Origin of the sequence: Intrasporangium zincisolvens (assembly GCF_034724055.1) — a bacterium.
Taxonomy (GTDB): domain Bacteria; phylum Actinomycetota; class Actinomycetes; order Actinomycetales; family Dermatophilaceae; genus Monashia; species Monashia zincisolvens.
The window spans coordinates 881,178-903,080 of the sequence record NZ_JAWIIL010000002.1; the positions used below are offsets into that span (position 1 = coordinate 881,178).

Here is a 21,903-nt window from a genome sequence, read left to right on the forward strand (position 1 = left end):
GGGCGCCGCTGGAACGAACCCGAGACCGCGGCGGTGGACCGCCACAGTTCTCCAGCGTCCGCCGTCACGTGCCGTCTGGACAAGATGTCGAACCGGCGCATAGCGGGCCGGTTGCGGCCCCGCGGTGGCCGCGGCGTCGTCAGGCCGGGCGACAGTCGGCGCAGGTGCCGAAGATCTCGAGGGTGTGCGTGACGTCGGAGAAGTCGTTCTCGGCGGCCACGGCGTCGGCCCACCTCTCGACGGCCGGACCCTCGACCTCGACGGTGCGGCCGCACCGCCGGCACACGAGGTGGTGGTGATGGTGCGTCGAGCAGGCGCGGTAGACGGCCTCGCCGTCGTCGGTGCGCAGGACGTCGACGGTGCCCGCCTCGACCATCGACTGCAGCGCCCGGTACACCGTCGCGAGGCCGACGCCCTCACCGGCGTCGCGCAGCCGCGCGTGGACGGTCTGGGCGGAGGTGAACTCCTCCGAGCGGCCGAGCATCTCGGCGACGGCAGCCTGCTGGCGCGTCGGGCGACGGGTGCCGCTCGCGCCCTGGCCCGCGCTCGTCGTCCTGGTCATGGGGTGGTCCTCGTCATCGCGTCGTCGTCGTGCCGGTCGTCGTGCCGGTGGTCGTGCTGGTGGGGGACGCCGGGCCGGGGTGGCGCGCCACCGGCGCCGTGCTCGTCGTAGTGCCCCTCGTGGGCCGCGTGCCGGTGGCCGTCGTGGACGTAGTCGACGTGGTCGCCGTGCGGGATCGCGGGGTGGCCGCACTCGACCCCGTGCTCGTGGGGGTGCACCTCGGCGACGGAGTGCCGACGGCCGCGCACCCGGGACTGCAGGCTGGTGACGGCAGCGACGGCGACGAAGATCGCGACCGAGAGCAGCACGATCGAGCCGCCGGAGGGGGTGTTGAGCGGGTAGGAGACGACGACGCCGCCGACGCTCGCGACGAGCCCGAAGCCGACCGCCCACCGGACGCCGCTGCCGAACGAGCGGGCGACGAGCTGGGCGGCGGCGTTCGGCACGATCATCAGCGCGCTGATGAGCAGCAGGCCCACGACGCGCATCGCGACGACGACCGTCGTTGCTGTCAGGACCGCGAGCACGATGTTGATCGGCAGCACGGGGATGCCGACGGCTCGGGCGTACTCCTCGTCGTTGGCGACGGCGAAGAGGCGCGGTCGCAGCACCCACGTGGTCACGGCGACGACGACGGCGAGCCCGGCGAAGACCCAGATGTCGCCGTTCGTCGTCGTGAGGATCGAGCCGAACAGGTACTTCATGAGGTTGGCCGGGGTGCCCTCCGGCGAACGGCTGATGATGACGACGCCGCCGGCGATGCCGCCGTAGAAGATGACGGCCAGGGCGACGTCGCCGTTGGTGCGCCCCCGGGCCCGCAGCAGCTCGATGACGACCGCGGCGATGACGGCCGCGACGAGCGCCGTGAGCACCGGGGCCGTGCCGCTGACGAGGCCGATCGCGACGCCGGCGAGGGCGACGTGGCCCATGCCGTCGCCGATGAGCGAGAGCCGGCGCTGCACGAGGAAGATGCCGACCATCGGGGCGACCGTGCCCACGAGCAGCGCGGCGACGAGCGCCCGCTGCATGAAGTCGACGGTGAGGATGTCGCTGATCACGCGTCGCCTCCTCTGGCGGAGTCGAAGGGGCCTCGGCCGATGACCGGCCGGCCCGTCTCGAGCTCGAGGTCGTGGTGGTGGCTGTCGTGCTCGTGGTGAACGGCCTCGCGGGAGGCGGCGTACGCGTCGGGCGTGCCGTCGAAGACGATCCGCCCGGCGTCGACGACGACGATGCGGGTCAGCAGACGTTCCAGCGGGCCGAGCTCGTGGGTGACGACGACCATGGTGACGCCGCGCTCGATGAGCCGCTCGAGGACGTCGGCGAGCACGTGCTGGCTCGCGGCGTCGACGCCGGCCGTCGGTTCGTCCATGACGAGCACGTCGGGCTGCCCGGCCAGGGCGCGGGCGATGAGGACGCGGCGCTGCTGCCCGCCCGAGAGCGTGCTGACCTCGGTGGCCGCGCGGTCGCCGAGCCCGACGACCTCGAGCGAGCGGGCGACGACCTGCCGGTCGGTCGCGCGCAGGCGCCCGAACCAGCCGAGGCGCGGCAGCCGGCCGGTCTCGACGATCTCCTCCGCGGTCGCGCTCACCGACGCCGACAGCGTGTGGCGCTGCGGCACGTAGCCGAGCCGGGCCCGGTCGTGGAAGTCGTCGGCGGGGACGCCGAAGAGGGTGACGGCCCCCTCGGTGCGCTCGTTGAGGCCGAGGATGCCCTTCATGAGGGTCGACTTGCCCGAGCCGTTCGGCCCGACGACGGCGACGATCTCGCCCCGGCGCACCGTGAGGTCGGCGCCCTGCAGGACGGTGCGCTCGCCGTAGCCGAAGCCGGCACCGCGGACGTCGATGACGACGTCACCCGCAGCCGTGTTGGAGCCGCCGGCGGGGGCGCCCGGTGTGGTGGCCGGTGTGTCGGTGGCGCTCACTGGCACCCCAGTCCCTTCCGTAGGGCGGTGAGGTTGCTGCGCATGACCTCAAAGTAGTCCTTGCCGGCCGACGCCCCGGTGATCCCCTCAACGGGGTCGAGCGTGGTGACGGCGGCTCCCGTCGTGCGGGCGACGGTGTCGGCCAGCTGCGGCTCGACGAGGGTCTCCTGGAAGATCGTCGTGACGCCCTCGGAGCGTACGAGGTCGCTGACCTGCTTGAGTCCGGCGGCGCTCGGCTCGGCCTCGGGGGAGATGCCGGCGATGCCGTGCTGGTCGAGGCCGTAGCGCTGGGCGAGGTAGCCGAAGGCGGCGTGGCTCGTGACGAGGATCGGCGAGCGGCACGACGCGAGACCGGTGCGGTACTCGGTGTCGAGGGCCGTCAGCTTGGCGACGAACGCGGCGGTGTTCTTCTCGTAGGTCGGGGCGTTCGCGGGGTCGTCGTGGGCCAGGCGGGCGCCGATGGCCTTGGCGACGTCGGCGTAGCGCGCGGGGTCGAGCCAGAAGTGCGGGTCGTCGGCCCCGTGGTCGTGGCCGTCGCCCGACGCGTGGGCGTCGTCGGCCGACGCGTCTCCCGAGCCCGCCGAGGCGTCGGAGCCCTCGCCGGCGTGGTCGTGCCCGTCCTCGCTCGCCGGCAGGGTGAGGCGGGCGGCGCCCGCGACGTCGAGGACGTGGGAGGCGTCGACCTGGCCCATGGCGTCGTCGACGGCGGGCTGGAACCCGTCGGCGTAGACGACGAGGCGGGCCTTGGTCATCCTCGCGAGGTCCTGCGGGGCGAGCTCGAGGTCGTGCGGCTCGGCCCCCGGCTTGGTGAGGACTCCGACCTGCTGGCCGCCCCCGACGATCTGCTGGGTCGCGAACTGGAGGGGGTAGAAGGACGTGACGACGCCTGCCGACGGGGACGCGGTGCTGCACGCGCCCGCGGTCAGGCCCACGAGGGCGACGACGGGCAGTGCGGACAGGGCTGGACGGAGTCGGCGCGGGATCACATGACAATGATTCTCAATGTGAGAATCATTGTCAAAACTGCGTCCGTCAGGCGGGCACGATGCGGACGACGGCGACGGCGACGGCCAGCAGCAGGACGGCGCCGCGCATGAGCCGCTCCGGCAGGGTCAGGCGCTCCCACGTCAGGAAGAGGAACCATCCGAGCACGACGGCGACGAGCAGGAACGCGATGCCTCCCCAGGGCCGAGGCGCGAGCACGCCGGCCACGAGGACGACGGCGAGCAGGCCGAGCGACACGGCGCGCGGTACGCGCGCGAGGCGCTCGAGGAGCGGGTAGGACGCGTGCTCGACGCGGGAGCGGAAACTCAGGGCCACGCGTCGAGCCTAGGGGACCGGCAGGCGTGCCCCCGACCGTCGGGAGGGCGGGTGGAGAAACGGGTGGCGTGCGCCCGATAACCTGTCCCGCATGGCCAAGCAGACATCCACCGTGGACACCGTCGTCAGCCTCTGCAAGCGCAGGGGCTTCGTCTTCCCCAGCGGTGAGATCTACGGAGGCACCCGGTCTGCGTGGGACTACGGCCCCCTCGGTGTCGAGCTCAAGGAGAACATCCGCCGCCAGTGGTGGAAGGCGATGGTGACGAGCCGCGACGACGTCGTCGGCCTCGACTCCTCGATCATCCTGCCGCGCGAGACGTGGGTGGCCTCGGGTCACGTCGGCACGTTCACCGACCCGCTCGTCGAGTGCCTCAACTGCCACAAGCGCCGCCGCCAGGACCACCTGCAGGAGGCGTACGCGGAGAAGAAGGGCATCGCCGACCCCGACTCGGTGCCGATGAGCGAGATCGTGTGCCCGGACTGCGGCACCAAGGGTCGCTGGACCGAGCCGCGCGACTTCCAGATGATGCTCAAGACCTACCTCGGTGTCATCGAGGACGAGTCGGGCCTGCACTACCTGCGCCCCGAGACCGCCCAGGGCATCTTCGTCAACTTCCTCAACGTCATGCAGGCCTCGCGCAAGAAGCCGCCGTTCGGCATCGCCCAGACGGGCAAGAGCTTCCGCAACGAGATCACGCCGGGCAACTTCATCTTCCGCACCCGCGAGTTCGAGCAGATGGAGATGGAGTTCTTCGTCAAGCCGGGCGAGGACGAGGAGTGGCTGCAGTACTGGCTCGACGAGCGCACCCGCTGGTACACCGACCTCGGCATCAACCCCGACAACCTGCGCCACTTCGAGCACCCGGCCGACAAGCTGTCGCACTACTCCAAGCGCACCGTCGACATCGAGTACCGGTTCAACTTCGCCGGCTCGGAGTGGGGCGAGCTCGAGGGCATCGCGAACCGCACCGACTTCGACCTCGGCACGCACAGCAAGCACTCGGGCACCGACCTCGTCTACTTCGACCAGCAGACCGGTGAGCGGTACACGCCGTACGTCATCGAGCCGGCGGCCGGCCTGTCGCGCTCGCTCATGACCTTCCTCGTCGACGCCTACACCGAGGACGAGGCCCCCAACACCAAGGGTGGGGTCGACAAGCGCGTCGTGCTGCGCCTCGACCCGCGTCTCGCGCCGGTCAAGGCCGCGGTGCTCCCGCTGTCGCGCAACGCCGATCTCTCGCCGAAGGCCCGCGACCTCGCGGCCACGCTGCGCCGTCACTGGAACATCGACTTCGACGACGCCGGTGCGATCGGCAAGCGCTACCGCCGCAACGACGAGATCGGCACGCCGTTCTGCATCACGGTCGACTTCGACACGCTCGAGGACCACGCCGTGACGATCCGCGAGCGGGACTCCATGGCGCAGGAGCGCGTCGCGCTCGACAAGGTCGAGGGCTGGCTCGCCCAGCGTCTCGTCGGCTGCTGAGGCAGCCGAAACAGCTCCCGTCGCCCCACCGCCGCCCGCGACCCTCGCGGGCGGCGGTGGCGTGCGACGGGACGGGCCTCCGCGCGGTCCGCACCCGGTCGGGTGGGCCGCGTCGGACGGGGGGTGGTCACGGTGCGCGGCGGTCCCGGTCAGGGTGGCCGCCGCCGCACCGGTGACCCTCCGCAGCCCCCGACGGGCCCTCCGCGCGCGGGCGCGCGAATCCTGCCTCGCTCCAAGGGAGGCCGCATCCTGGGACGGCCGTCCTGACGATGAAAGTGGTTTCCAGACCTCCTCTTGACCGAACCATCGACCAAGACGGGGACGCTCCTTGGCCCGGTCGGAAGGCCCGCTTCCTAGGTTTCTCCACGCCGGCCGGTAACCACGGCCGGGAGACCGACACAGGAGAAGCTCACATGATCCGGACCCGTCTCTCCGCGTTCGCCGCCACCGCGGCGGTCGCGACCGCCCTGACCGCCCTTCCCGCTGCCGCGTCGACGCTCGCGGCCGACGTGCCGTCGCCGACGCCGGCCGCCTCGACCGACTCCGGCCTGTCCGTCGCCGAGATGTCGGCACGCTGGCTGGCGAAGGACCGGGGCATCACCCTCGCCGCCGCCCGCGACCGGGTCGCCGTGCAGGACGGCCAGGCCCGCACCTCGGCCGCCCTCGAGCGTTCGCTCGGCGCGCGCGCCGCCGGCTCGTACATCGACGCCGCCACGGGCCGGCTCGTCGTCAACGTCGTCGACGCCCGGTCGGCCGCGTCGGTCCGCCAGGCCGGTGCGACACCTCGGCTCGTCGACCGCTCGTCGGCCGCGCTCGCTGCCGTCGAGCGCGCCGCCCGCCAGCGGGCCGGATCCGACGTCGTCGCCTCCTACACCGACCCGGTGACGAACTCGGTGGTCGTCACCGTGCCGGCAGCGCGCGTCGCAGACGTCCGTGACGACGTCGCCGGCCTTCACGGCGTGACCGTGGAGGGCACGAGCGCCCGGACGACGACGCAGGCCAACGTCTACGGCGGCCAGCAGATCGAGTTCTCCGGCTACGTGTGCTCGCTGGGGTTCAACGCCACCCGCGCCGGCTCGCCCGTCTTCATCACGGCCGGCCACTGTGGTGAGGGCTACCAGACCTTCCGCAAGAACGGCGTCACGCTCGGCACGACGCAGGCCTACTCCTTCCCGGGCAACGACTACGCGTACTCGACGCTCACCTCGAGCTGGACCGGCGTCGGTGCCGTCGACCTCTACGACGGTGTCAACGCCCGACGCGTCACCGGCTACTCGAACGCGCCGGTCGGCACCGCGATCTGCAAGTCCGGTCGCACGACGGGCTGGACGTGCGGGTCGGTCCAGGCCAAGAGCGTCACGGTCAACTACAGCAACGGCGACGGCACGTACAGCACGGTCAGCGGCCTGACCAAGAGCAACACCTGCACCGAGGGCGGCGACTCCGGCGGCTCGTGGATGGCCAGCACGACCGCCCAGGGCGTGACGAGCGGCGGCGCGGGCTACGGCGCCAACGCGGTCTGCGGCGAGAAGGTCGGCCAGCCGAACATCGCCTACTTCCAGCCGGTCGACGAGATCATCTCGGCCTACGGCCTGACCCTGAAGACGTCGTGACCCGCTGAGGTCACGACCCGCGCCGTGCCCGTACCCCCTGGCGGGTGGCGGCAGCGAGGGAACGGCCCGCATCGCCTCGGCGCGGTGCGGGCCGTTGCCGTGCTCGGGGCCGATCGCCCCTCACCGTCGGCGTCGAGCGGCAGACTTCGCCCATGACCCCCGACGAGGTCCTCGACGCGTCGCCGGCCGACCGGGCCCGGGCCGCGGCCGACGCGCTCGGCGACGACGTGCTCGTCGCGTGGTGCGCCGACCTCCTCGCCGGTCGCCGTGCGTGGGGGGAGCCGGGGTCGCCGGACCTCGGCTGGGTCGGGGGCCGCGCGTCACGGACGTGGGGTGCCCCGGACCGGCTCGTCGGCGAGCGCGACTACTGGGCGCGGGTGTGGGCGGCCCGCACGATGCTCTACGTGTGGAGCGACGACGCCATCGCCGATGTCGTTGCGGCACTTGACGATCCGGCGTGGCGGGTGCGCGAGATGTGCGCCAAGGTCGCCGCGCGCTGGGACGTCGGCGAGGCGGGCGACGCGTGTGCCCGCCTCGTCACCGACGACGACACGACGCGCGTCCGGGCAGCCGCCGCGCGGGTTCTCGGGGCGGTGGGGGAGTCAGAGCACGCGCCCGCGCTCCACGAGGCGCTGGCGGATGCCGAGGAGTCGGTCAGGGACGCCGCCGAGCGCGCGCTGCGAGCGATGCGCGTCCGCCTCGACCGAAACGTCTGACCGCCGTCGTCTCGGGCGTGGGGTCAGCCGGGGGCGCGGCAGGTGGCCACGGGGCGCGACGCGTCGCGGATCCACTCGCTCCACGACCCGGGGTAGAGCGTGGCGTCGACGCCGATCTCGGCGAGGGCGAGCACGTGGTGCGCGGCCGTGACGCCGGAGCCGCAGTAGACGCCGACGGCGCGGCCTTCGTGGGTGGCGTCGGCGCCGGAGTCGGTTCCGCCGGCCGGGGCCTCGGCGGCGACGACCCGGGCCCAGTGGTCGGCGAGGTCTTCGCGGAACCGGCCGTCGGGGCCGACCAGCGCGGCGGTGGGAGACGTGACCGCGCCCGGGACGTGGCCGGCGACGGGGTCGATCGGCTCGACCTCGCCCGCGTAGCGCTCGGTGGCGCGGGCGTCGACGAGCAGACCCTCGCGGGCGAGTCTGGCGGCGCCGTCGGCGTCGAGCGTCGGCAGGCTGCCGAGGTGCACGGTGCCCTCGCCGTGCCGGTCGCCCGGCTCCTGCGTGCTCACCGGCAGGCCGGCCGCCGTCCACGCCGCGAAACCGCCATCGAGGACCCGGACGTCCTGCACGCCGGCCCAGCGCAGCACCCACCAGGCGCGCGCGGCCGCCATCGAGTCGCGGCCGTCGTACACGACGACGCGCGTGCCCGGCTCGATCCCGGAGCGCCGGACGAGCCGCTCGAGGGTCGCGGCGTCGGGCAGCGGGTGCCGGCCGCCCTCACCGGGCTGCGCCGCGAGCTCGGAGTCGAGGTCGACGAAGAACGCGCCGGGCACGTGGCCGGCGTCGTAGCCGGGACGCCCGACCGGCCCCTGGGTCGCGGCGCGCCCGGCGGTGAGCGCCCACCTGACGTCGAGGACGACGACGTCCTCGATCTCGTGGGCGAGCTCGGCGGCGGAGATGAGGTGGCTCACGGCGCCATCGTGGCATCCTCGCGGTGTGCCCGCCGACCCGCCCCGACCGCAGCTGGTGCTCGTCCACGGCTCGCGCCTGTCGAGCGCGCAGTGGCTGCCCCAGCTGCCGCTGCTCGAGCCGCACGTCGACGTCCGGCTCGTCGACCTGCCGGGGCACGGGGCCCGCGCCGCCGAGGCGTTCACCCTCGACCGGTGCGTCGAGGTCGTCGACGACGCGGTGCGCCTGAGCGCCGGCCGGGGCCCCGTGGTGCTCGTCGGGCACTCGCTGGGCGGCTTCGTCGCCATGGAGTACGCGGCGCGGCGCGGCGCGGCACTGGCGGGGCTCGTCCTCGCCGGTGCGAGCGCCCGCCCGCAGGGCGCCGGGGCCGCCGTCTACCGGGTCGTCGGCGCGCTGACCGACCGGCTCGGCCCCGCACGGATGACGCGGGTCAACAACCGCGTGCTGCACCGCCTCTACCCGGCCGAGCGCATCGACCCGGTGATCGCCGGCGGCTACTGGTTCGGCCCCACGACGGCCGCCTGGCACGAGGTCATGCAGGCGTGCCGACCCGCGTCGCTGGCCGCCCTCGCGTGCCCGGTGCTCCTGCTCAACGGCCGATGGGACCAGTTCCGCCTCGGCGTCCCCGGCTTCCGCCACGACGTCCCCGCGGTCCGCGTCGAGACGATCGCCGGCGCCGGGCACCTGGCCAACCTCGACCAGCCCGAGGCGTTCGCCGAGGCGGTGCTGCGCTTCACCCGGGAGGTCACCGATTCGGCCCACGGCGGCTGATGCGGGACAATCGGTGCCCGTGACCGACCTGATGACCCCGCCCGCCGCACCCACCGGACCCGCGCCGGTGCTGCCGCCGCTGCGCATCGGTCGCCACGTCATCGAGTCGCCGGTCGTGCTCGCGCCGATGGCCGGCATCACCAACCGCGCGTTCCGGCGCCTGTGCCGCGAGTACGGCAACGAGGGCACGGCGCTGGCATCGGCGCGTGGGGCGTCCGGTGCGACGAGCCTCTACGTCAGCGAGATGATCACCTCGCGCGCCCTCGTCGAGCGCAACGTCGAGACGATGCGCCTCATCGAGCACGACCCCGAGGAGCACCCGCGCTCGATCCAGCTCTACAGCGTCGACCCGGCCACGGCGCGCGCCGCCGCCCGGATCCTCGTGCAGGAGGACCGCACCGACCACATCGACCTCAACTTCGGCTGCCCCGTGCCCAAGGTGACCCGCAAGGGCGGCGGCTCGGCGCTGCCGTGGAAGAAGGACCTCTTCCGCCGCATCGTCGGCGCCGTCGTCGAGGAGGGCGCGCGAGGCGACATCCCCGTGACGGTCAAGATGCGCAAGGGCATCGACGACGAGCACACGACCTTCCTCGACGCCGGCCTCGCGGCCGAGCAGGAGGGCGTCGCCGCCGTCGCGCTGCACGGCCGCACCGCCTCGCAGGCCTACTCGGGCACCGCCGACTGGGCGGCGATCAAGGCGCTCAAGGAGACGGTCACGACCGTCCCGGTGCTCGGCAACGGCGACATCTGGTCGGCCGAGGACGCGCTGCGGATGGTCGAGGAGACCGGCTGCGACGGCGTCGTCGTCGGGCGTGGCTGCCTCGGCAGGCCGTGGCTGTTCACCGACCTCGCGGCCGCCTTCGCCGGGACGGACGTCAGGGTCACGCCGACGCTCGGCGAGGTGGCGCGCACGCTGCGCACCCACGCCGAGTACCTCACCGACTTCTACGGCGAGGAGGACCGGGCCTGCCGCGACATCCGCAAGCACATCGCCTGGTACCTCAAGGGTTTCCCGGCCGGCTCGACGGTGCGCAACTCCCTCGCCCTCGTCGACTCGCTCGCAGCCCTCGACACGCTGCTGGCCTCGCTCGACCCGGACGCCCCGTGGCCGGGCGATGCAGCCGAGGGTCAGCGTGGCCGGGCCGGCTCGCCGCGCCGCGTCGCCCTGCCGGACGGCTGGCTCGACTCGCGCGACCTGTCCGAGGAACACGAGCGCACCATCGCCGAGGCCGAGCTGTCGGTCAGCGGCGGCTGAGCGCCGGGCCGCCGGTCACTTCAGCCAGACGCTGAGCGGGCCGAGCACCTCGCACCCTGCGGCGAGCGCGGCGTCGAGGCCCGGGCCGGCCTCCCAGCCGACGAGGGGGAGTGCGCCCACGAGCTCACGTGCGGACACCGCGGCCGCAGCCCAGGCGTCGGTCGGGTGGCCCGTGCGGGCGAAGACGTTGCCGAGGCCGGCGACGGCGTCGGGTCCCTCACCGGTGACGTTGACGACGGCGCCGGCCACGACCGGCGCGTCCGGGTCAGTGGAGGCGTGAGCCGCGAGGACGTGCACGCCGGGCTCGTCGAGCAGTGTCGGGCGCAGGATCGCCTCGGCCTCCGGGTCGGTGGCCCACGCCCGTACCCACGACGCCATGCCCGCCGGGGTCTCGACGCGTCGCCAGGTCGGGCCGTCGGGTGCGGTCACCGGGGTCACCGGGTCGAGCCACACCCACTGGCCGACGACGATGCGGGCGAAGTCCTCGAGCGAGAGGTCGAGGGCGGCCCACGAGTCCTTGACCGAGCAGCCGTCCGAGTCGTCGACGCGGGCGAGCACGTCGTACTCGCCGACGGTGGGGGACAGGGTCACGGCGTCCGGGTAGTACGGCGGGGTGCGCGTCGCCGCCGTCCACGCCTCGGCGTCCGTCGTCGTGGCGACGCCGTGCGAGCGGGCCACGGCGTCGCACCACAGGGCGTTGTTGAGCGCGGCGAGGGCGATGCGGTCGGTCACGGCAGTCACGCGCACGATCCTCCCAGCGTCGGTGCCGGCTGGCAGGATCGGGTCATGCGACAGGGTGGATCGGCCGAACGGCCGGCGACGTTCTTCGACGACGCCGCCGACTTCCGGGGCTGGCTCGAGAGCAACCACGCCTCGGCCACCGAGCTGTGGATGGGCCTCAACAAGAAGCACGTCGAGCCGCGTGGCCTCCAGTGGGCCGAGGCGGTCCGCGTGGCGCTGTGCTTCGGCTGGATCGACTCGATGGCCCAGCGCATCGACGCCGACGCCGTGCGCCAGCGGTGGACCCCGCGAAAGCCCGGCAGCAACTGGAGCACCATCAACATCACCGCCGTCGCCGAGCTCACCGCCGCGGGCCTCATGCACCCGGCCGGCGTCGCGGCGTTCGAGAGGCGTCGAGAGGACCGCTCCGGCGTCTACGCGTACGAGAACCGCGAGCGCACGTGGCCCGACGCGTACGAGGCGCAGCTCCGCGCCGACGCGCGGGCCTCTCGGTTCTGGGACGCCGCCACCCCCTCCTACCGCAAGCTCGCGACGAACTGGGTCGTCACCGCCAAGCAGGAGGCCACCCGCGACAAGCGCATGGCCGAGCTCGTCGACGACTGCGCCCACGGCCGCCTCATCAAGACCCAGCGCTACGGCACCGAACCGGTCTGGGTGCGGCGCGTCCGCGACGAGCTCGGCTGACGCGCAGCGTCACCGGCGCAGGCACGGATCGTCGTCGCGGCCGGGCGGCCCGACTCAGCGGCGGCCGCGTGGCGGGATGATCTCCGTGTGAGCGGCCTTCTGCTCCTTCGCGTGCTTCTCGGCGCGCTTCTCCTTGATCGACTTGCCCTTCTGCGACATGTGCGATCGGGGTGACTTGTCGGCCATGACGAGCTCCTGCCCGCTCCGGGGCCGTGTACCGGCCCCACCTCGCCAGTGTGCTCCGGCCGGTCGCCCCGACGCCACGGCGTTTCCGACCCGCAACCCGTGCAACCTTCCTCACCGCGGCGGCGTGCTACGGGTGACACGATGCACCGTCATCGGACAGGGGAAGGATCTCGATGCACCACTCGGAGGTCGATGCGGAGTTCAGCTCCTTCGTCGCCGGCCACTCGGCGGGCCTGCTGCGCTACGCCCACCTGCTCACCGGCTGTCGCTCCGACGCCGAGGAGCTGCTCCAGGACACGCTCGAGCGCGTGTACCTCTCGTGGGAGCGGGTCGTGCTCGTGGGGATGCCGCTCGCCTATACGCGCCGAGCCCTGGCGCGGAACCACATCTCGCGATGGCGCCGGCTCACCCGCCGCCGGGCCACGGAGGAGCGCACCGCCGCCGACCGGTCGCTGAGGCGTGACGACGAGGGCTTCATCTCCGCTCCCGAGGAGCGCGACGCGATGTGGCGCCTGCTCGCGACGCTCCCGCCCCGCCAGCGCGTGGTGCTCGTCCTGCGTTTCTACGAGGACCTGCCGGAGAGGGAGATCGCCGCCGCGCTGTCCGTCTCGGTGGGCACCGTCAAGAGCCAGCTCTCGCGCGGACTCGCCACGCTGCGGGCCCAGCACGCTCTGGCCGACCGTTCGCTTCAGGAGGAGCTGCGATGACCGACCGCACCACGACGGCGCTCGCCGAGGCCCTGCGCGAGCACCACTCGGACCTCGACGGAGGCGCCTCGCCGACCCTGGTCATCGAGCGCGCCAGGCGACGCCGCGCCCGCCGTCGAGCCGGTGCCGCCGCCGGAGTCCTCGGCGCTGCCGCGACCGCCGTGGCGGTCGTCGCGCTCGCAGCCCACGGGCCCCGCCTCGCGGCGCCTCGCCCCGCCGCATCGAGCCCGATCACCTCGCGGCCCGAGGCGACCCCCACCACCACAGCCGTGCCCACGGCCGCCGACGCGCGCAGGCAGGCGTACGCCTGGGCGTCGGCGCTGCCGCTCGGTGGACCGTTCCAGCCGGTCGGCGCGCCCGTGGTGACCTCTGGTGCCGACGGGCGGCTCACGTACAGGGACAAGGCCGGATCGGTCACGCTCGGAAACGAGCCGATGACGCTGGAGCACTCGATGCGCCTCGGCCTCGGCGAGGACTGGCCGGCGACGACGTTCGTCGTGGGTCGGGGTGCGGGCTCCTCGAGCGTGTGGGCGGTTGGTGAGAGCGGCCCACGCACTGGGTCGAAGGTGTGGAGCGGCGCGCGGGTGCTGGACGTCCTCGGTGGCGCACGCGGGTTCGCCTTCATCGCAGGGGACGCGCAGGGGGCGCCGACCAGGCTCGTCACCATCGACGTCGCGTCCCTCGCTGTGCGGTCCGTCGCCCTCCCGCCGAACGGGCCGCAGCGGCCCCGCCTCGCGACGTGGGCGCAGGACTCCGTCACGATCGTCGACGGCCAGGACCTGCTCGACCCCACCTCCGCCACCGAGAGCCACTCCTTCAGCTGGTCCCCGACATCGGGCTGGCGACCGGGTCAGCGAGCGCGGTGGTTCGGGGCCGCCGCTCCGGGCTTCGACGGAGCCGGCGCGGGACGCAACGTCGTCCTCGTCGGTTCTGGAGACGAGGTCTGCGCTCACCTCATGGTCGGCACGACCCTCGACCCCGACGCGCTGACCTGCGCGCCGCACCTCGACGCGCAGCACGCCCCCGACGGCAGCCTGGTCCTCGTGAGTCGGTTCCTCGGCGGGAGCGCCGGCGTCGTCGCGACGGTGTTCGACGTCGCCGACGGTTCCGCGAAGGAGCTGCCGGTGGGGGAGCTGCCCTCCCCGTTGCGCTGGGAGTCCAACCTCACCCTCGCCGGCCAGGTGCACGACGCCACGGGTCAGAAGTCGGTCCCTTTCCGGGTCGACCTCGGCAAGGGACAGCGCCACGAGCGCCTTCCGGCCCCGCTGCCGCAAGGGTGACTGCGCCGTCCGCTGAGACCTCGACGGCCGCGTGCAACCATCGCCGGTACCGGAGGCGTAAGGGAGGTAGGACGGTCCGTCGATGGGCCCGACCAGACAGGGGACATCCGTGGGAGACGACACGACCGGCGCACGCGCCGGACGCGACGCCGACTTCACCGCATTCGTGGACGCGAGCTGGGACCGGCTACACCGGTACGGCTACGTGCTGACCGCAAGCCCCGCCGAGGCGGAGGAGCTCGTGCAGGAGACGCTCGTGAAGGTCTACCTCGCGTGGCACCGCATCACGGCCGATGGGTCCCCGCTCGCCTACACCCGCAGCGCCATGGCCCGCACCCACGTGTCCCGGTGGCGGGCCCTGACGCGACGGACAGCCTTGGAGGAGCGCCTGCACCTCGATCGCCTCAGCAGGTCCGAAGAGCCGTGGCAGTCCCGTGCCGAGGACCGTGACGCGGTGTGGCGGCTGTTGGCCCTGCTCCCGCCCCGGCAGCGCGCGGTCGTGGTGCTCCGGTACTACGAGGACCTCTCCGAGCGGGCGACTGCCGACGCGCTCGGCTGCTCGGTGGGCACCGTCAAGAGCCAGCTCTCGCGTGCCCTGCAGTCACTCCGCGGCCACGAGGCCGCGCTCGCACTCGTCAAGGAGGAGAGCCGATGACCACCACGCAGCTGGTCGAGGAGACCCTGTCCGAGCGGGCCGGCGCCGTCTGCGTGCCGCCGGTGTCCACCAACCTCGTCGTGGCGCGGGCCCGACGGGTGCGGCGTCATCGCACGAGCACCGGCCTCGGTGCCGTCGCCGCAGCGGTGGCGGTCGCCGTGGCGGTCGGCTCTCACCTGGGAGCCACCCGGGCCGTGAGTCCGACCCACACGAACCGTCCGTCGATGGTCTCGACGCCGCCCGATGCCGGCCTCTACGGCTGGGCCGAGGGTCTGCCGCACGGGCCGGCCCTCGACGTCACGTCGTGGCCCGCCGCAGACCACACCCCCGCGGGCGGCGTCGTGCTGCACGTGTCGGATGGGGACATCCCGATGCCGGCCGGCGTGATCCGGCTGGAGCAGCCGCGCAGCATCCCGGGCGGCTGGCTCTTCACCGGCGTGGAGCGGGGGGACGGCGTCACGGAGCCCTCGACGACGGTGATCCGCGTCGACACCCGGACGGGGACGGCCCGCGTCGTGGCTCGGCAGGCCTTCGTCGGGGACCTCCTCGTCGACGCGGACGCCCGACGCTTCGCCTACACCGCGGGCCCGTCCGTCGGTGAGATGGACACCCTCCACGTCGTCGACCTGGCGGGAGGGCGGGACCAGCAGGTGCGGTTGCCGGCCCACCCGGGGCTCCTGTCGGCCTGGCAGGGAGAGCGCCTCACCTTCGTCAAGGGGAGTGTCGACCTGGCCGTGCTCGACCTCGACTCGACCACGTGGTCGGCCACGAGCATCCGTCCGGAGTTCGTGCCCGCCGCCTCCGAGATCTACGACAGCCGGAGCCTGGCGGCCTACGACGGGCGGCCGGACACGCTGCTCGTGACCGTCCGCACCGGCGCCGGCAACTGCATCGTCGCCGTTCGCGACTCCGGCGCCGACCAGCGTCGGGTGGCCTGCGCATCCACGGGTTCGGCGTCGGTGCGCGGGCCGTGGACCCCGATGCGGATCGCTCCCGGCGGACGCTGGATGGTGGCCGTGACCCACGACGGGACGAAGGTTTTCGACCTGCGCACCCTCGCTCCGGTCTCCGGGCTCCCGCCGCAGCTGGGCAACGTCAACCCGTTCGACGTCTGGTGGGAGACCCGCGACACCTTCGTCGGGACGGCGGACAGCTCACGGGCCTTCGAGCCGGACGTCGCCTACCGGTGGAACGTGCCGGACCGGCAGGGGGAGCGCTTCGACGGCAACCCGGACACCGAGATCGGTCGCGCGCTCGGTGGCGTCGCGGCCGTGCGGGTGCCGAACCTCTGAGCCCCACCGGGCGCATCCCTGGCTCGGGGCGGAAGGTCCCCTAGAGTCGGGCGCGTGGGCTACACGGGTCGGGACCGCGAGCGATGGGTGGCGGAGGATCCTGCCCAGAGACGGGCCGACCGCGCCGACTTCGCCCGCGACCGGGCCAGGGTCCTGCACTCGGCGGGCCTGCGGCGCCTCGCCGCCAAGACGCAGGTGCTCGCACCCGCCCACGACGACTTCGTCCGCAACCGGCTGACCCATTCCCTCGAGGTCGCCCAGATCGGTCGCGAGTTCGGTGCCGCCCTCGGCTGCGACGCCGACGTCGTCGACACCGCGTGCCTGTCGCACGACCTCGGCCACCCCCCGTTCGGCCACAACGGGGAGTCCGTCCTCGACGAGATCGCCTCGGACATCGGCGGATTCGAGGGCAACGCCCAGACGCTACGGCTGCTGACGCGCCTCGAGGCCAAGCGGGCTCACCCGGACGGTACCCCGGCGGGTCTCAACCTGACGCGCGCCAGCCTCGACGCCACGACGAAGTACCCCTGGCTGCGTGGCGACGGTCCCGAGCCGACGACGAAGTTCGGCGTCTACGCGTCGGACCTGCCGGTGTTCGAGTGGATCCGGGACGGCGCCGAACCGCGCCGCCGGTGCCTCGAGGCCGAGGTCATGGACTGGTCCGACGACGTCGCGTACTCGGTGCACGACGTCGAGGACGCCGTCGCGTCGGGGTGGCTAGATCCTCGCGTGCTGCGCTCGGACGACACGGCCGGGGTGCTCGACGTCGCAGGACGCACGTACGCACCAGACCTCGGAGCCGACGTACTGGGCGCCGCGCTGGAGCGGCTGCTCGCCGCCGACGCCGTGCCCCCGGCGTTCGACGGATCGCGCGCAGACCTCGCCCGGCTCAAGGACATGACGAGCCGCCTCATCGGCCACTTCGTCCTCGTCGTCGAGCTGGCCACCCGCGAACGGCACGGACCCGGCCCCCTGTGCCGGTTCGAGGCCGACCTCGTGGTGCCCGACGAGCTGCGCGCCGAGTGCTCGGTGCTCAAGGCGATCGCCAACCACTTCGTCATGACGACCGACGTGCGGCTCGCCGCGATGGCCGAGCAGCGCGACGTCCTCCGCGAGCTCGTGGCGGCGTACGCGTCGGCACCGGAGGAGCGCCTCGACGTGTCGTTCCGGGCCGACCACGCCGACGCCGGCGACGACGCGTCCAGGCTGCGCGTCATCGTCGACCAGGTGGCCTCGCTCACCGACGTGCGTGCACTGGCTCTGCACCGCCAGTGGTGCCGCTGACGGGCAGGGTCGCCCCGACCACCTAGAATCGCGGCAGCGACAGGAGGCAGATGGCGGGGCTGATCAACGGCGAGGACATCGCGACGGTGAAGGCGCGCACGTCCATCGAGGACGTCGTGCGCGAGTACGTCACCCTGAGGTCGGCCGGGCCCGGCTCGCTCAAGGGACTGTGCCCCTTCCACGACGAGAAGACGCCCTCCTTCAACATCCGGCCCGCGGTGGGGGCCTGGCACTGCTTCGGGTGCAGCGAGGGCGGCGACGTCATCTCGTTCGTGCAGAAGGTCGACCACCTGACCTTCAGCGAGGCCGTCGAGCGCCTGGCCCAGAAGCTCGGCATGGAGCTGCGCTACGAGGACGGCCAGCGCCCGCGCGAGGAGGGCCTCGGCCGGCGCACCCGGCTCGTCGAGGCGCATCGGGTCGCCCAGGAGTTCTACGCCGACGCGCTCATCAACCTGCCCGCGGCCCGCGCCGGTCGCGACTTCATGCGCGCCCGCGGGTTCGACGGCGCGGTCGCCAAGCACTTCGGCGTCGGGTTCGCGCCGCGCGGGGGAGAGGACCTCGTGCGCCACCTGCGCGACAAGGGCTTCACCGACGACGAGATCGTCACCGGTGGCCTGGCCGGGCGCGGTTCGCGCGGCCTCTACGACCGGTTCCGCGGGCGCCTCGTCTGGCCGATCCGCGACATCACCGGCGACACCGTCGGGTTCGGGGCGCGTCGCCTGTTCGACGACGACCGCATCGAGGCCAAGTACCTCAACACGAGCGAGACGCCGATCTACAAGAAGTCGACCGTCCTCTACGGCCTCGACCTCGCGAAGAAGACGATCTCCAAGGAGCGGCGCGCCGTCGTCGTCGAGGGCTACACCGACGTCATGGCCTGCCACCTCGCCGGCGTCGAGAACGCCGTCGCGACGTGCGGCACGGCCTTCGGGGCCGACCACACCAAGGTGCTGCGCCGGATGATGCGCGACGAGGCCGACCTTGCTCCCGCCCGCGTCATCTTCACCTTCGACGGCGACGCCGCGGGGCAGAAGGCCGCCATGCGGGCCTTCGCCGACGACCAGAAGTGGGCCTCCCAGTCGTTCGTCGCCGTGGAGAAGTCGGGCAAGGACCCGTGCGAGCTGCGCCAGGCGGGCGGCGACCCGGCCGTCCAGGCGCTCATCGAGGACGCCGTCCCGATGTTCGAGTTCGCCGTGCGCACCACGATCAAGCGCTTCGACCTCAGCACCGCCGAGGGGCGGGTCCAGGCAGCCCGGGCCGTCGCGCCCATCGTCGCCTCGATCCGCGACCAGTCGCTGCGCCCCGAGTACACCCGCGAGGTGTCGGGCATGCTCGGCCTCGACGTCGAGCAGGTGGCGCGCGAGGTGTCGCGCGCCGGCCGCCTCAAGGTCGACGACGACCCACGCGATGCCCGCGACCGCCGCGACAACGGCGGTGACGACGCCGAACCCCTTGCGGGGGAGGGGGACTCGGGGATGCCGGCCCCTGACCGGCGCGACCCGGTCGTCATGGCCGAGCGGCAGCTGCTCCAGGTGATCCTCCAGTTCCCGAACGTCTTCGCCCCCGGCGCGCTCGATACGCTGACGCCCGACGCGTTCTCGGCGCCGGCCCACCGCGCCGTCTTCGACGGCATCCGCATCGCGCACGCCTCCTCCGAGACCTCCAGCGTGCGGGCCTGGACCTCCGCCGTCACCGAGGCGGCCCCCTCCCCGGTCGCGGGGCTCGTCAGCGAGCTCGCCGTCGACACCCTGCCCACCCGGATGGACGCCGTCACCGGGCTGCCGACCTCGCGCTACGTCGAGGAGCTGTTCAACCGGGTGCGCACCATCGCGCTCACCCGCCAGATCGCTGATGCACTGAGCGAGATGCGCCGCCTCGAGCACTCGGACGAGCCGGCCCCCGACCGCAGCCGGGAGCTCGGGGTGCACCTGCAGACCCTCCAGCGCGAGCTCGCGACGATCAAGGCAGGAATGGTCTGATGCCCCTGTTCGAACGGCGCCGCCGGGCGCCACTGCCCTCGGACGTGCGCGACGCCGTGCCCCTCGCCGCCGGCGAGAAGGTCCTCGCATGGGGGCGCGACGAGGAGAGTGGCGGGCACGTGCTCGCCACGACCCACCACCTCGCGTTCGTCGATGTCGCCGGCAGCCTCGCGTGGGCACGCCCGTGGCACGAGGCCGAGTCGGGTACGTGGAAGGGTGAGACCGGGCTGCTGACCGTCCTGTGGGTCGAGCACCGGCCGACGCAGTGGCGGGTCACCGAGCCGTCGCTACTCCAGCAGACCCTCCGTGAGCGCATCCAGGCCAGCGTCGTCATCGCCGACGAGTTCCGCACCAAGACGCGGCGCACCGTCCGCGTCGTCATCCGCCAGGACCTCGCCACCGGGCGCCTGCTCGAGCAGACGATCGCGGGCAGGGGCGCCAGCCTCGAGGACCCGGAGGTGGCCGCCGAGGCCTCCGAACGGCTCGCCCGGCTGCGCACCGAGGTCGGTCTCTGAGACGTCCGCAGGCACCCCTCTGCGGGGTAGTCGCGGGGGCCGTGAGCGCGCCTCCGAGCGTGGTCTGAGAGCCCTCCCGGGAGGTCGAAAAGTGCCGGATGCGCCTCCCGCGGAGCCGATTTAGTCCCTGCGCGATCCTTTGCTATGGTTGCGCAGCAGCCATTCCCCTGTAGCTCAACTGGCAGAGCAGCCGGCTGTTAACCGGCAGGTTGTTGGTTCGAGTCCAACCGGGGGAGCGCCCAGAACGAAGGCCCCGACACCCATGGTGTCGGGGCCTTCGTCATGCGCGGGGAGCGAACCCGCCTCGCGTCTCCGAGCGGCTCCGATGCCCGACCGCGGACGCACGACGCCCCCGTGACCGGGTGCGGTCACGGGGGCGTCGTGGGACGTCGTGGGTCGCGTCAGGAACGCGGCCCTGCTGTCATGGCATGGGCGTCGTCCGCGATGCTCGCGGCCGTCGCCGCGCCGCGGCGCGGGCCGCGACCCCGACGGTTGAGGCGCCGCTCCACGCGTCCGGCGAGGGTGGTCAGGCCGAAGTTCAGCCCGATGAAGATCACCGCGGCCAGCAGGTACGCGGGGAGGACCGTGGCGTAGGCCGTTCCCATGTCGCGCATGCTCTGCAGCAGCTCCGGGTAGGTGATCGCGGTGCCGAGCGCGCTGTCCTTGAGGATGACGACGACCTGGCTGACGAGGGCCGGCAGCATCGCAGTCAGGGCCTGAGGCAGCTGGATCGAGCGCAACGTCTGTCCCGGCGACAGACCGATGGAGAGCCCCGCCTCACCCTGCCCGCTCGGCAGGCCGTGGACCCCTGAGCGCACGAGCTCGGCGATGACCGAGCCGTTGTACAGGGTCAGCGAGATGACCACGGCCATGAACGAGTTGAGGCTCGCGACGAAGACGTTGTTGTAGGCGAAGAGCTGGAAGAGGAAGTACATCATCAGCAGCACCGGGACGGCCCGGAAGAACTCGACGATGATCCCGCAGAACCAGCGCACCGCGCCGTTGTGGGACAGGCGGCCGAGGCCGAAGACGATGCCGAAGGCCATCGCGGCGACGATGGAGACGATCGCGGCCTTGAGCGTGTTGACGAGGCCGGGGAACACGTACGAGGTCCACACCTCGGGATCGACGAGCGGCTTCCACAGGTCGGCGGTCAGCTGGCCCTGGGCGTTGAGCTTCCACACGATCGCACCCAGAGTGATGATCGCGAGGACGACGCCGAACGCGGTGAGCACGGCATAGCGGCGCCGGGCACGGGGTCCCGGGGCGTCGAACAGGACGGTCTGGGTGCTCATCGCTTCACCGCCAGTCGACGTGAGAGGGACGTGAAGACGACGCCGACCGGCAGCGTCAGGATGACGAAGCCGAGCGCGAAGACGAGGAAGACGCCCACGCTGGCGGTCTCGTTCTCGAAGATGACCTTCATGAGGGCGGAGGCCTCGGCGACGCCGATGACCGACGCGACGGTCGTGTTCTTCGTCAGGGCGATGAGCGTCGAGCCGAGTGGCGCGATGGAACCGCGAAAGGCCTGGGGGAGAATGACCTCGCGCAGGCTCTGACCGAACGTCAGGCCGATCGAGCGGGCAGCCTCGGCCTGGCCCACCGGCACGGTGTTGACGCCGCTGCGCAGGGCCTCGCAGACGAAGGCCGCGTGGTAGACCGAGAGAGCCACGATGGCCCACCGGATCGCGCTGTCGCGCACCGAGGTCGGGGAGCTCGGATCGGCGAGGTTGATCTCGAGGATGATCCCCACGCCGGCGAGTGCGAAGAACATGATGAGGGTCAGCGGCGTGTTGCGCACGATGTTGACGTAGATGGCGCCGAGACGGCGCAGCACCGGGACCGGTGACACCCGCATGACGGCGACGACCGTGCCGATGACGAGTGCGCCGATCGCCGAGAAGAACGTCAGCCTGATGGTCATCCAGAACGCGCCGAGGACGTCGTAGTTCGAGAGGATGTCGAGCATGTCCCTCCTTCACGCACAAGGGATCTGGCCCGGAGGGGTCGCGGCGTCACGGACGCCG

General features: G+C 72.8%; 23 protein-coding genes and 1 tRNA gene. 14 read left to right on the plus strand and 10 right to left on the minus strand.

Features of this window, described 5'->3' with window-relative positions:
- Positions 1-139: 139 nt before the first annotated feature.
- The 5 genes from RY076_RS08380 to RY076_RS08400 are packed head-to-tail and all read right to left on the minus strand — an operon-like array spanning position 140 to position 3,803.
- Positions 140-562, minus strand: coding sequence for a Fur family transcriptional regulator (locus RY076_RS08380; RefSeq protein WP_323097150.1), 423 nt, complete (start codon positions 560-562; stop codon positions 140-142).
- Positions 559-1,617, minus strand: a complete 1,059-nt coding sequence (locus tag RY076_RS08385; protein ID WP_323097211.1) for a metal ABC transporter permease — start codon at positions 1,615-1,617, stop codon at positions 559-561. Before RY076_RS08385 ends, RY076_RS08380 begins: the two co-directional genes overlap by 4 nt.
- Positions 1,617-2,483, minus strand: coding sequence for a metal ABC transporter ATP-binding protein (locus RY076_RS08390; protein WP_323097151.1), 867 nt, complete (start codon positions 2,481-2,483; stop codon positions 1,617-1,619). The genes RY076_RS08385 and RY076_RS08390 overlap by 1 nt, the downstream gene beginning before the upstream one ends.
- Positions 2,480-3,469 (minus strand): metal ABC transporter substrate-binding protein, encoded by a 990-nt coding sequence (locus RY076_RS08395; RefSeq protein WP_323097152.1) that lies wholly within the window; start codon positions 3,467-3,469, stop codon positions 2,480-2,482. The genes RY076_RS08390 and RY076_RS08395 overlap by 4 nt, the downstream gene beginning before the upstream one ends.
- Positions 3,470-3,515: 46 nt before the next feature.
- Positions 3,516-3,803: a DUF6703 family protein gene (locus RY076_RS08400; protein ID WP_323097153.1), complete on the minus strand. Its 288-nt coding sequence runs from the start codon at positions 3,801-3,803 to the stop codon at positions 3,516-3,518.
- A gap of 91 nt (positions 3,804-3,894) precedes the next feature.
- Here RY076_RS08400 and RY076_RS08405 point away from each other — a divergent pair, with 91 nt between their 5' ends.
- The 3 genes from RY076_RS08405 to RY076_RS08415 all read left to right on the plus strand — a co-directional run bounded on the left by RY076_RS08405 (position 3,895) and on the right by RY076_RS08415 (position 7,618).
- A complete protein-coding gene (locus RY076_RS08405; protein ID WP_323097154.1) occupies positions 3,895-5,289 on the plus strand; it encodes a glycine--tRNA ligase in 1,395 nt (464 codons plus the stop codon).
- A gap of 413 nt (positions 5,290-5,702) precedes the next feature.
- On the plus strand, positions 5,703-6,902 hold the full coding sequence (locus RY076_RS08410) for a S1 family peptidase (protein ID WP_323097155.1): 1,200 nt from the start codon (positions 5,703-5,705) through the stop codon (positions 6,900-6,902).
- Between the two features lie 152 nt (positions 6,903-7,054).
- Positions 7,055-7,618, plus strand: coding sequence for a HEAT repeat domain-containing protein (locus tag RY076_RS08415; RefSeq protein ID WP_323097156.1), 564 nt, complete (start codon positions 7,055-7,057; stop codon positions 7,616-7,618).
- Positions 7,619-7,641: 23 nt separating this feature from the next.
- Here RY076_RS08415 and RY076_RS08420 read toward each other — a convergent pair whose 3' ends face one another.
- Entirely contained in the window at positions 7,642-8,529 is an 888-nt protein-coding gene (locus RY076_RS08420) for a sulfurtransferase (protein WP_323097157.1), read from the minus strand.
- Between the two features lie 25 nt (positions 8,530-8,554).
- Between RY076_RS08420 and RY076_RS08425 the strand changes: the two genes are divergently transcribed.
- Positions 8,555-9,298: an alpha/beta fold hydrolase gene (locus tag RY076_RS08425; protein ID WP_323097158.1), complete on the plus strand. Its 744-nt coding sequence runs from the start codon at positions 8,555-8,557 to the stop codon at positions 9,296-9,298.
- A gap of 19 nt (positions 9,299-9,317) precedes the next feature.
- Positions 9,318-10,553: a tRNA dihydrouridine synthase DusB gene (dusB, locus tag RY076_RS08430; protein WP_413785744.1), complete on the plus strand. Its 1,236-nt coding sequence runs from the start codon at positions 9,318-9,320 to the stop codon at positions 10,551-10,553.
- Between the two features lie 15 nt (positions 10,554-10,568).
- On the opposite strand, the gene RY076_RS08435 is transcribed toward dusB, so the two are convergent.
- Positions 10,569-11,294: a hypothetical protein gene (locus tag RY076_RS08435; RefSeq protein WP_323097159.1), complete on the minus strand. Its 726-nt coding sequence runs from the start codon at positions 11,292-11,294 to the stop codon at positions 10,569-10,571.
- Positions 11,295-11,339: 45 nt separating this feature from the next.
- On the opposite strand from RY076_RS08435, the gene RY076_RS08440 reads away from it, so the two are divergent.
- Positions 11,340-11,978: a YdeI/OmpD-associated family protein gene (locus tag RY076_RS08440; protein ID WP_323097160.1), complete on the plus strand. Its 639-nt coding sequence runs from the start codon at positions 11,340-11,342 to the stop codon at positions 11,976-11,978.
- A gap of 54 nt (positions 11,979-12,032) precedes the next feature.
- Here RY076_RS08440 and RY076_RS08445 read toward each other — a convergent pair whose 3' ends face one another.
- Entirely contained in the window at positions 12,033-12,164 is a 132-nt protein-coding gene (locus RY076_RS08445; RefSeq protein ID WP_278247767.1) for a hypothetical protein, read from the minus strand.
- Between the two features lie 173 nt (positions 12,165-12,337).
- On the opposite strand from RY076_RS08445, the gene RY076_RS08450 reads away from it, so the two are divergent.
- The 8 genes from RY076_RS08450 (at position 12,338) to RY076_RS08485 (ending at position 20,112) form a co-directional block, all read left to right on the plus strand.
- A complete protein-coding gene (locus tag RY076_RS08450) occupies positions 12,338-12,871 on the plus strand; it encodes a SigE family RNA polymerase sigma factor (RefSeq protein ID WP_323097161.1) in 534 nt (177 codons plus the stop codon).
- On the plus strand, positions 12,868-14,151 hold the full coding sequence (locus RY076_RS08455; protein WP_323097162.1) for a hypothetical protein: 1,284 nt from the start codon (positions 12,868-12,870) through the stop codon (positions 14,149-14,151). Before RY076_RS08450 ends, RY076_RS08455 begins: the two co-directional genes overlap by 4 nt.
- A gap of 109 nt (positions 14,152-14,260) precedes the next feature.
- A complete protein-coding gene (locus RY076_RS08460; RefSeq protein ID WP_323097163.1) occupies positions 14,261-14,806 on the plus strand; it encodes a SigE family RNA polymerase sigma factor in 546 nt (181 codons plus the stop codon).
- Entirely contained in the window at positions 14,803-16,098 is a 1,296-nt protein-coding gene (locus RY076_RS08465) for a hypothetical protein (RefSeq protein ID WP_323097164.1), read from the plus strand. Before RY076_RS08460 ends, RY076_RS08465 begins: the two co-directional genes overlap by 4 nt.
- A gap of 54 nt (positions 16,099-16,152) precedes the next feature.
- Complete coding sequence (locus tag RY076_RS08470) at positions 16,153-17,382, plus strand: deoxyguanosinetriphosphate triphosphohydrolase (protein ID WP_323097165.1); 1,230 nt, start codon at positions 16,153-16,155, stop codon at positions 17,380-17,382.
- 50 nt (positions 17,383-17,432) lie between these two features.
- On the plus strand, positions 17,433-19,361 hold the full coding sequence (gene dnaG / locus RY076_RS08475) for a DNA primase (protein ID WP_323097166.1): 1,929 nt from the start codon (positions 17,433-17,435) through the stop codon (positions 19,359-19,361).
- Positions 19,361-19,876: a hypothetical protein gene (locus tag RY076_RS08480; protein WP_323097167.1), complete on the plus strand. Its 516-nt coding sequence runs from the start codon at positions 19,361-19,363 to the stop codon at positions 19,874-19,876. The genes dnaG and RY076_RS08480 overlap by 1 nt, the downstream gene beginning before the upstream one ends.
- A gap of 163 nt (positions 19,877-20,039) precedes the next feature.
- A tRNA-Asn gene (locus RY076_RS08485) sits at positions 20,040-20,112 on the plus strand.
- Positions 20,113-20,277: 165 nt separating this feature from the next.
- Here the strand turns inward: RY076_RS08485 and RY076_RS08490 are convergent.
- Positions 20,278-21,171: an amino acid ABC transporter permease gene (locus RY076_RS08490; RefSeq protein ID WP_323097168.1), complete on the minus strand. Its 894-nt coding sequence runs from the start codon at positions 21,169-21,171 to the stop codon at positions 20,278-20,280.
- The gene (locus tag RY076_RS08495) at positions 21,168-21,845 is read right to left on the minus strand and encodes an amino acid ABC transporter permease (RefSeq protein ID WP_323097169.1); all 678 of its coding nucleotides are present in this window, start codon (positions 21,843-21,845) and stop codon (positions 21,168-21,170) included. The genes RY076_RS08490 and RY076_RS08495 overlap by 4 nt, the downstream gene beginning before the upstream one ends.
- Between the last annotated feature and the right edge of the window lie 58 nt (positions 21,846-21,903).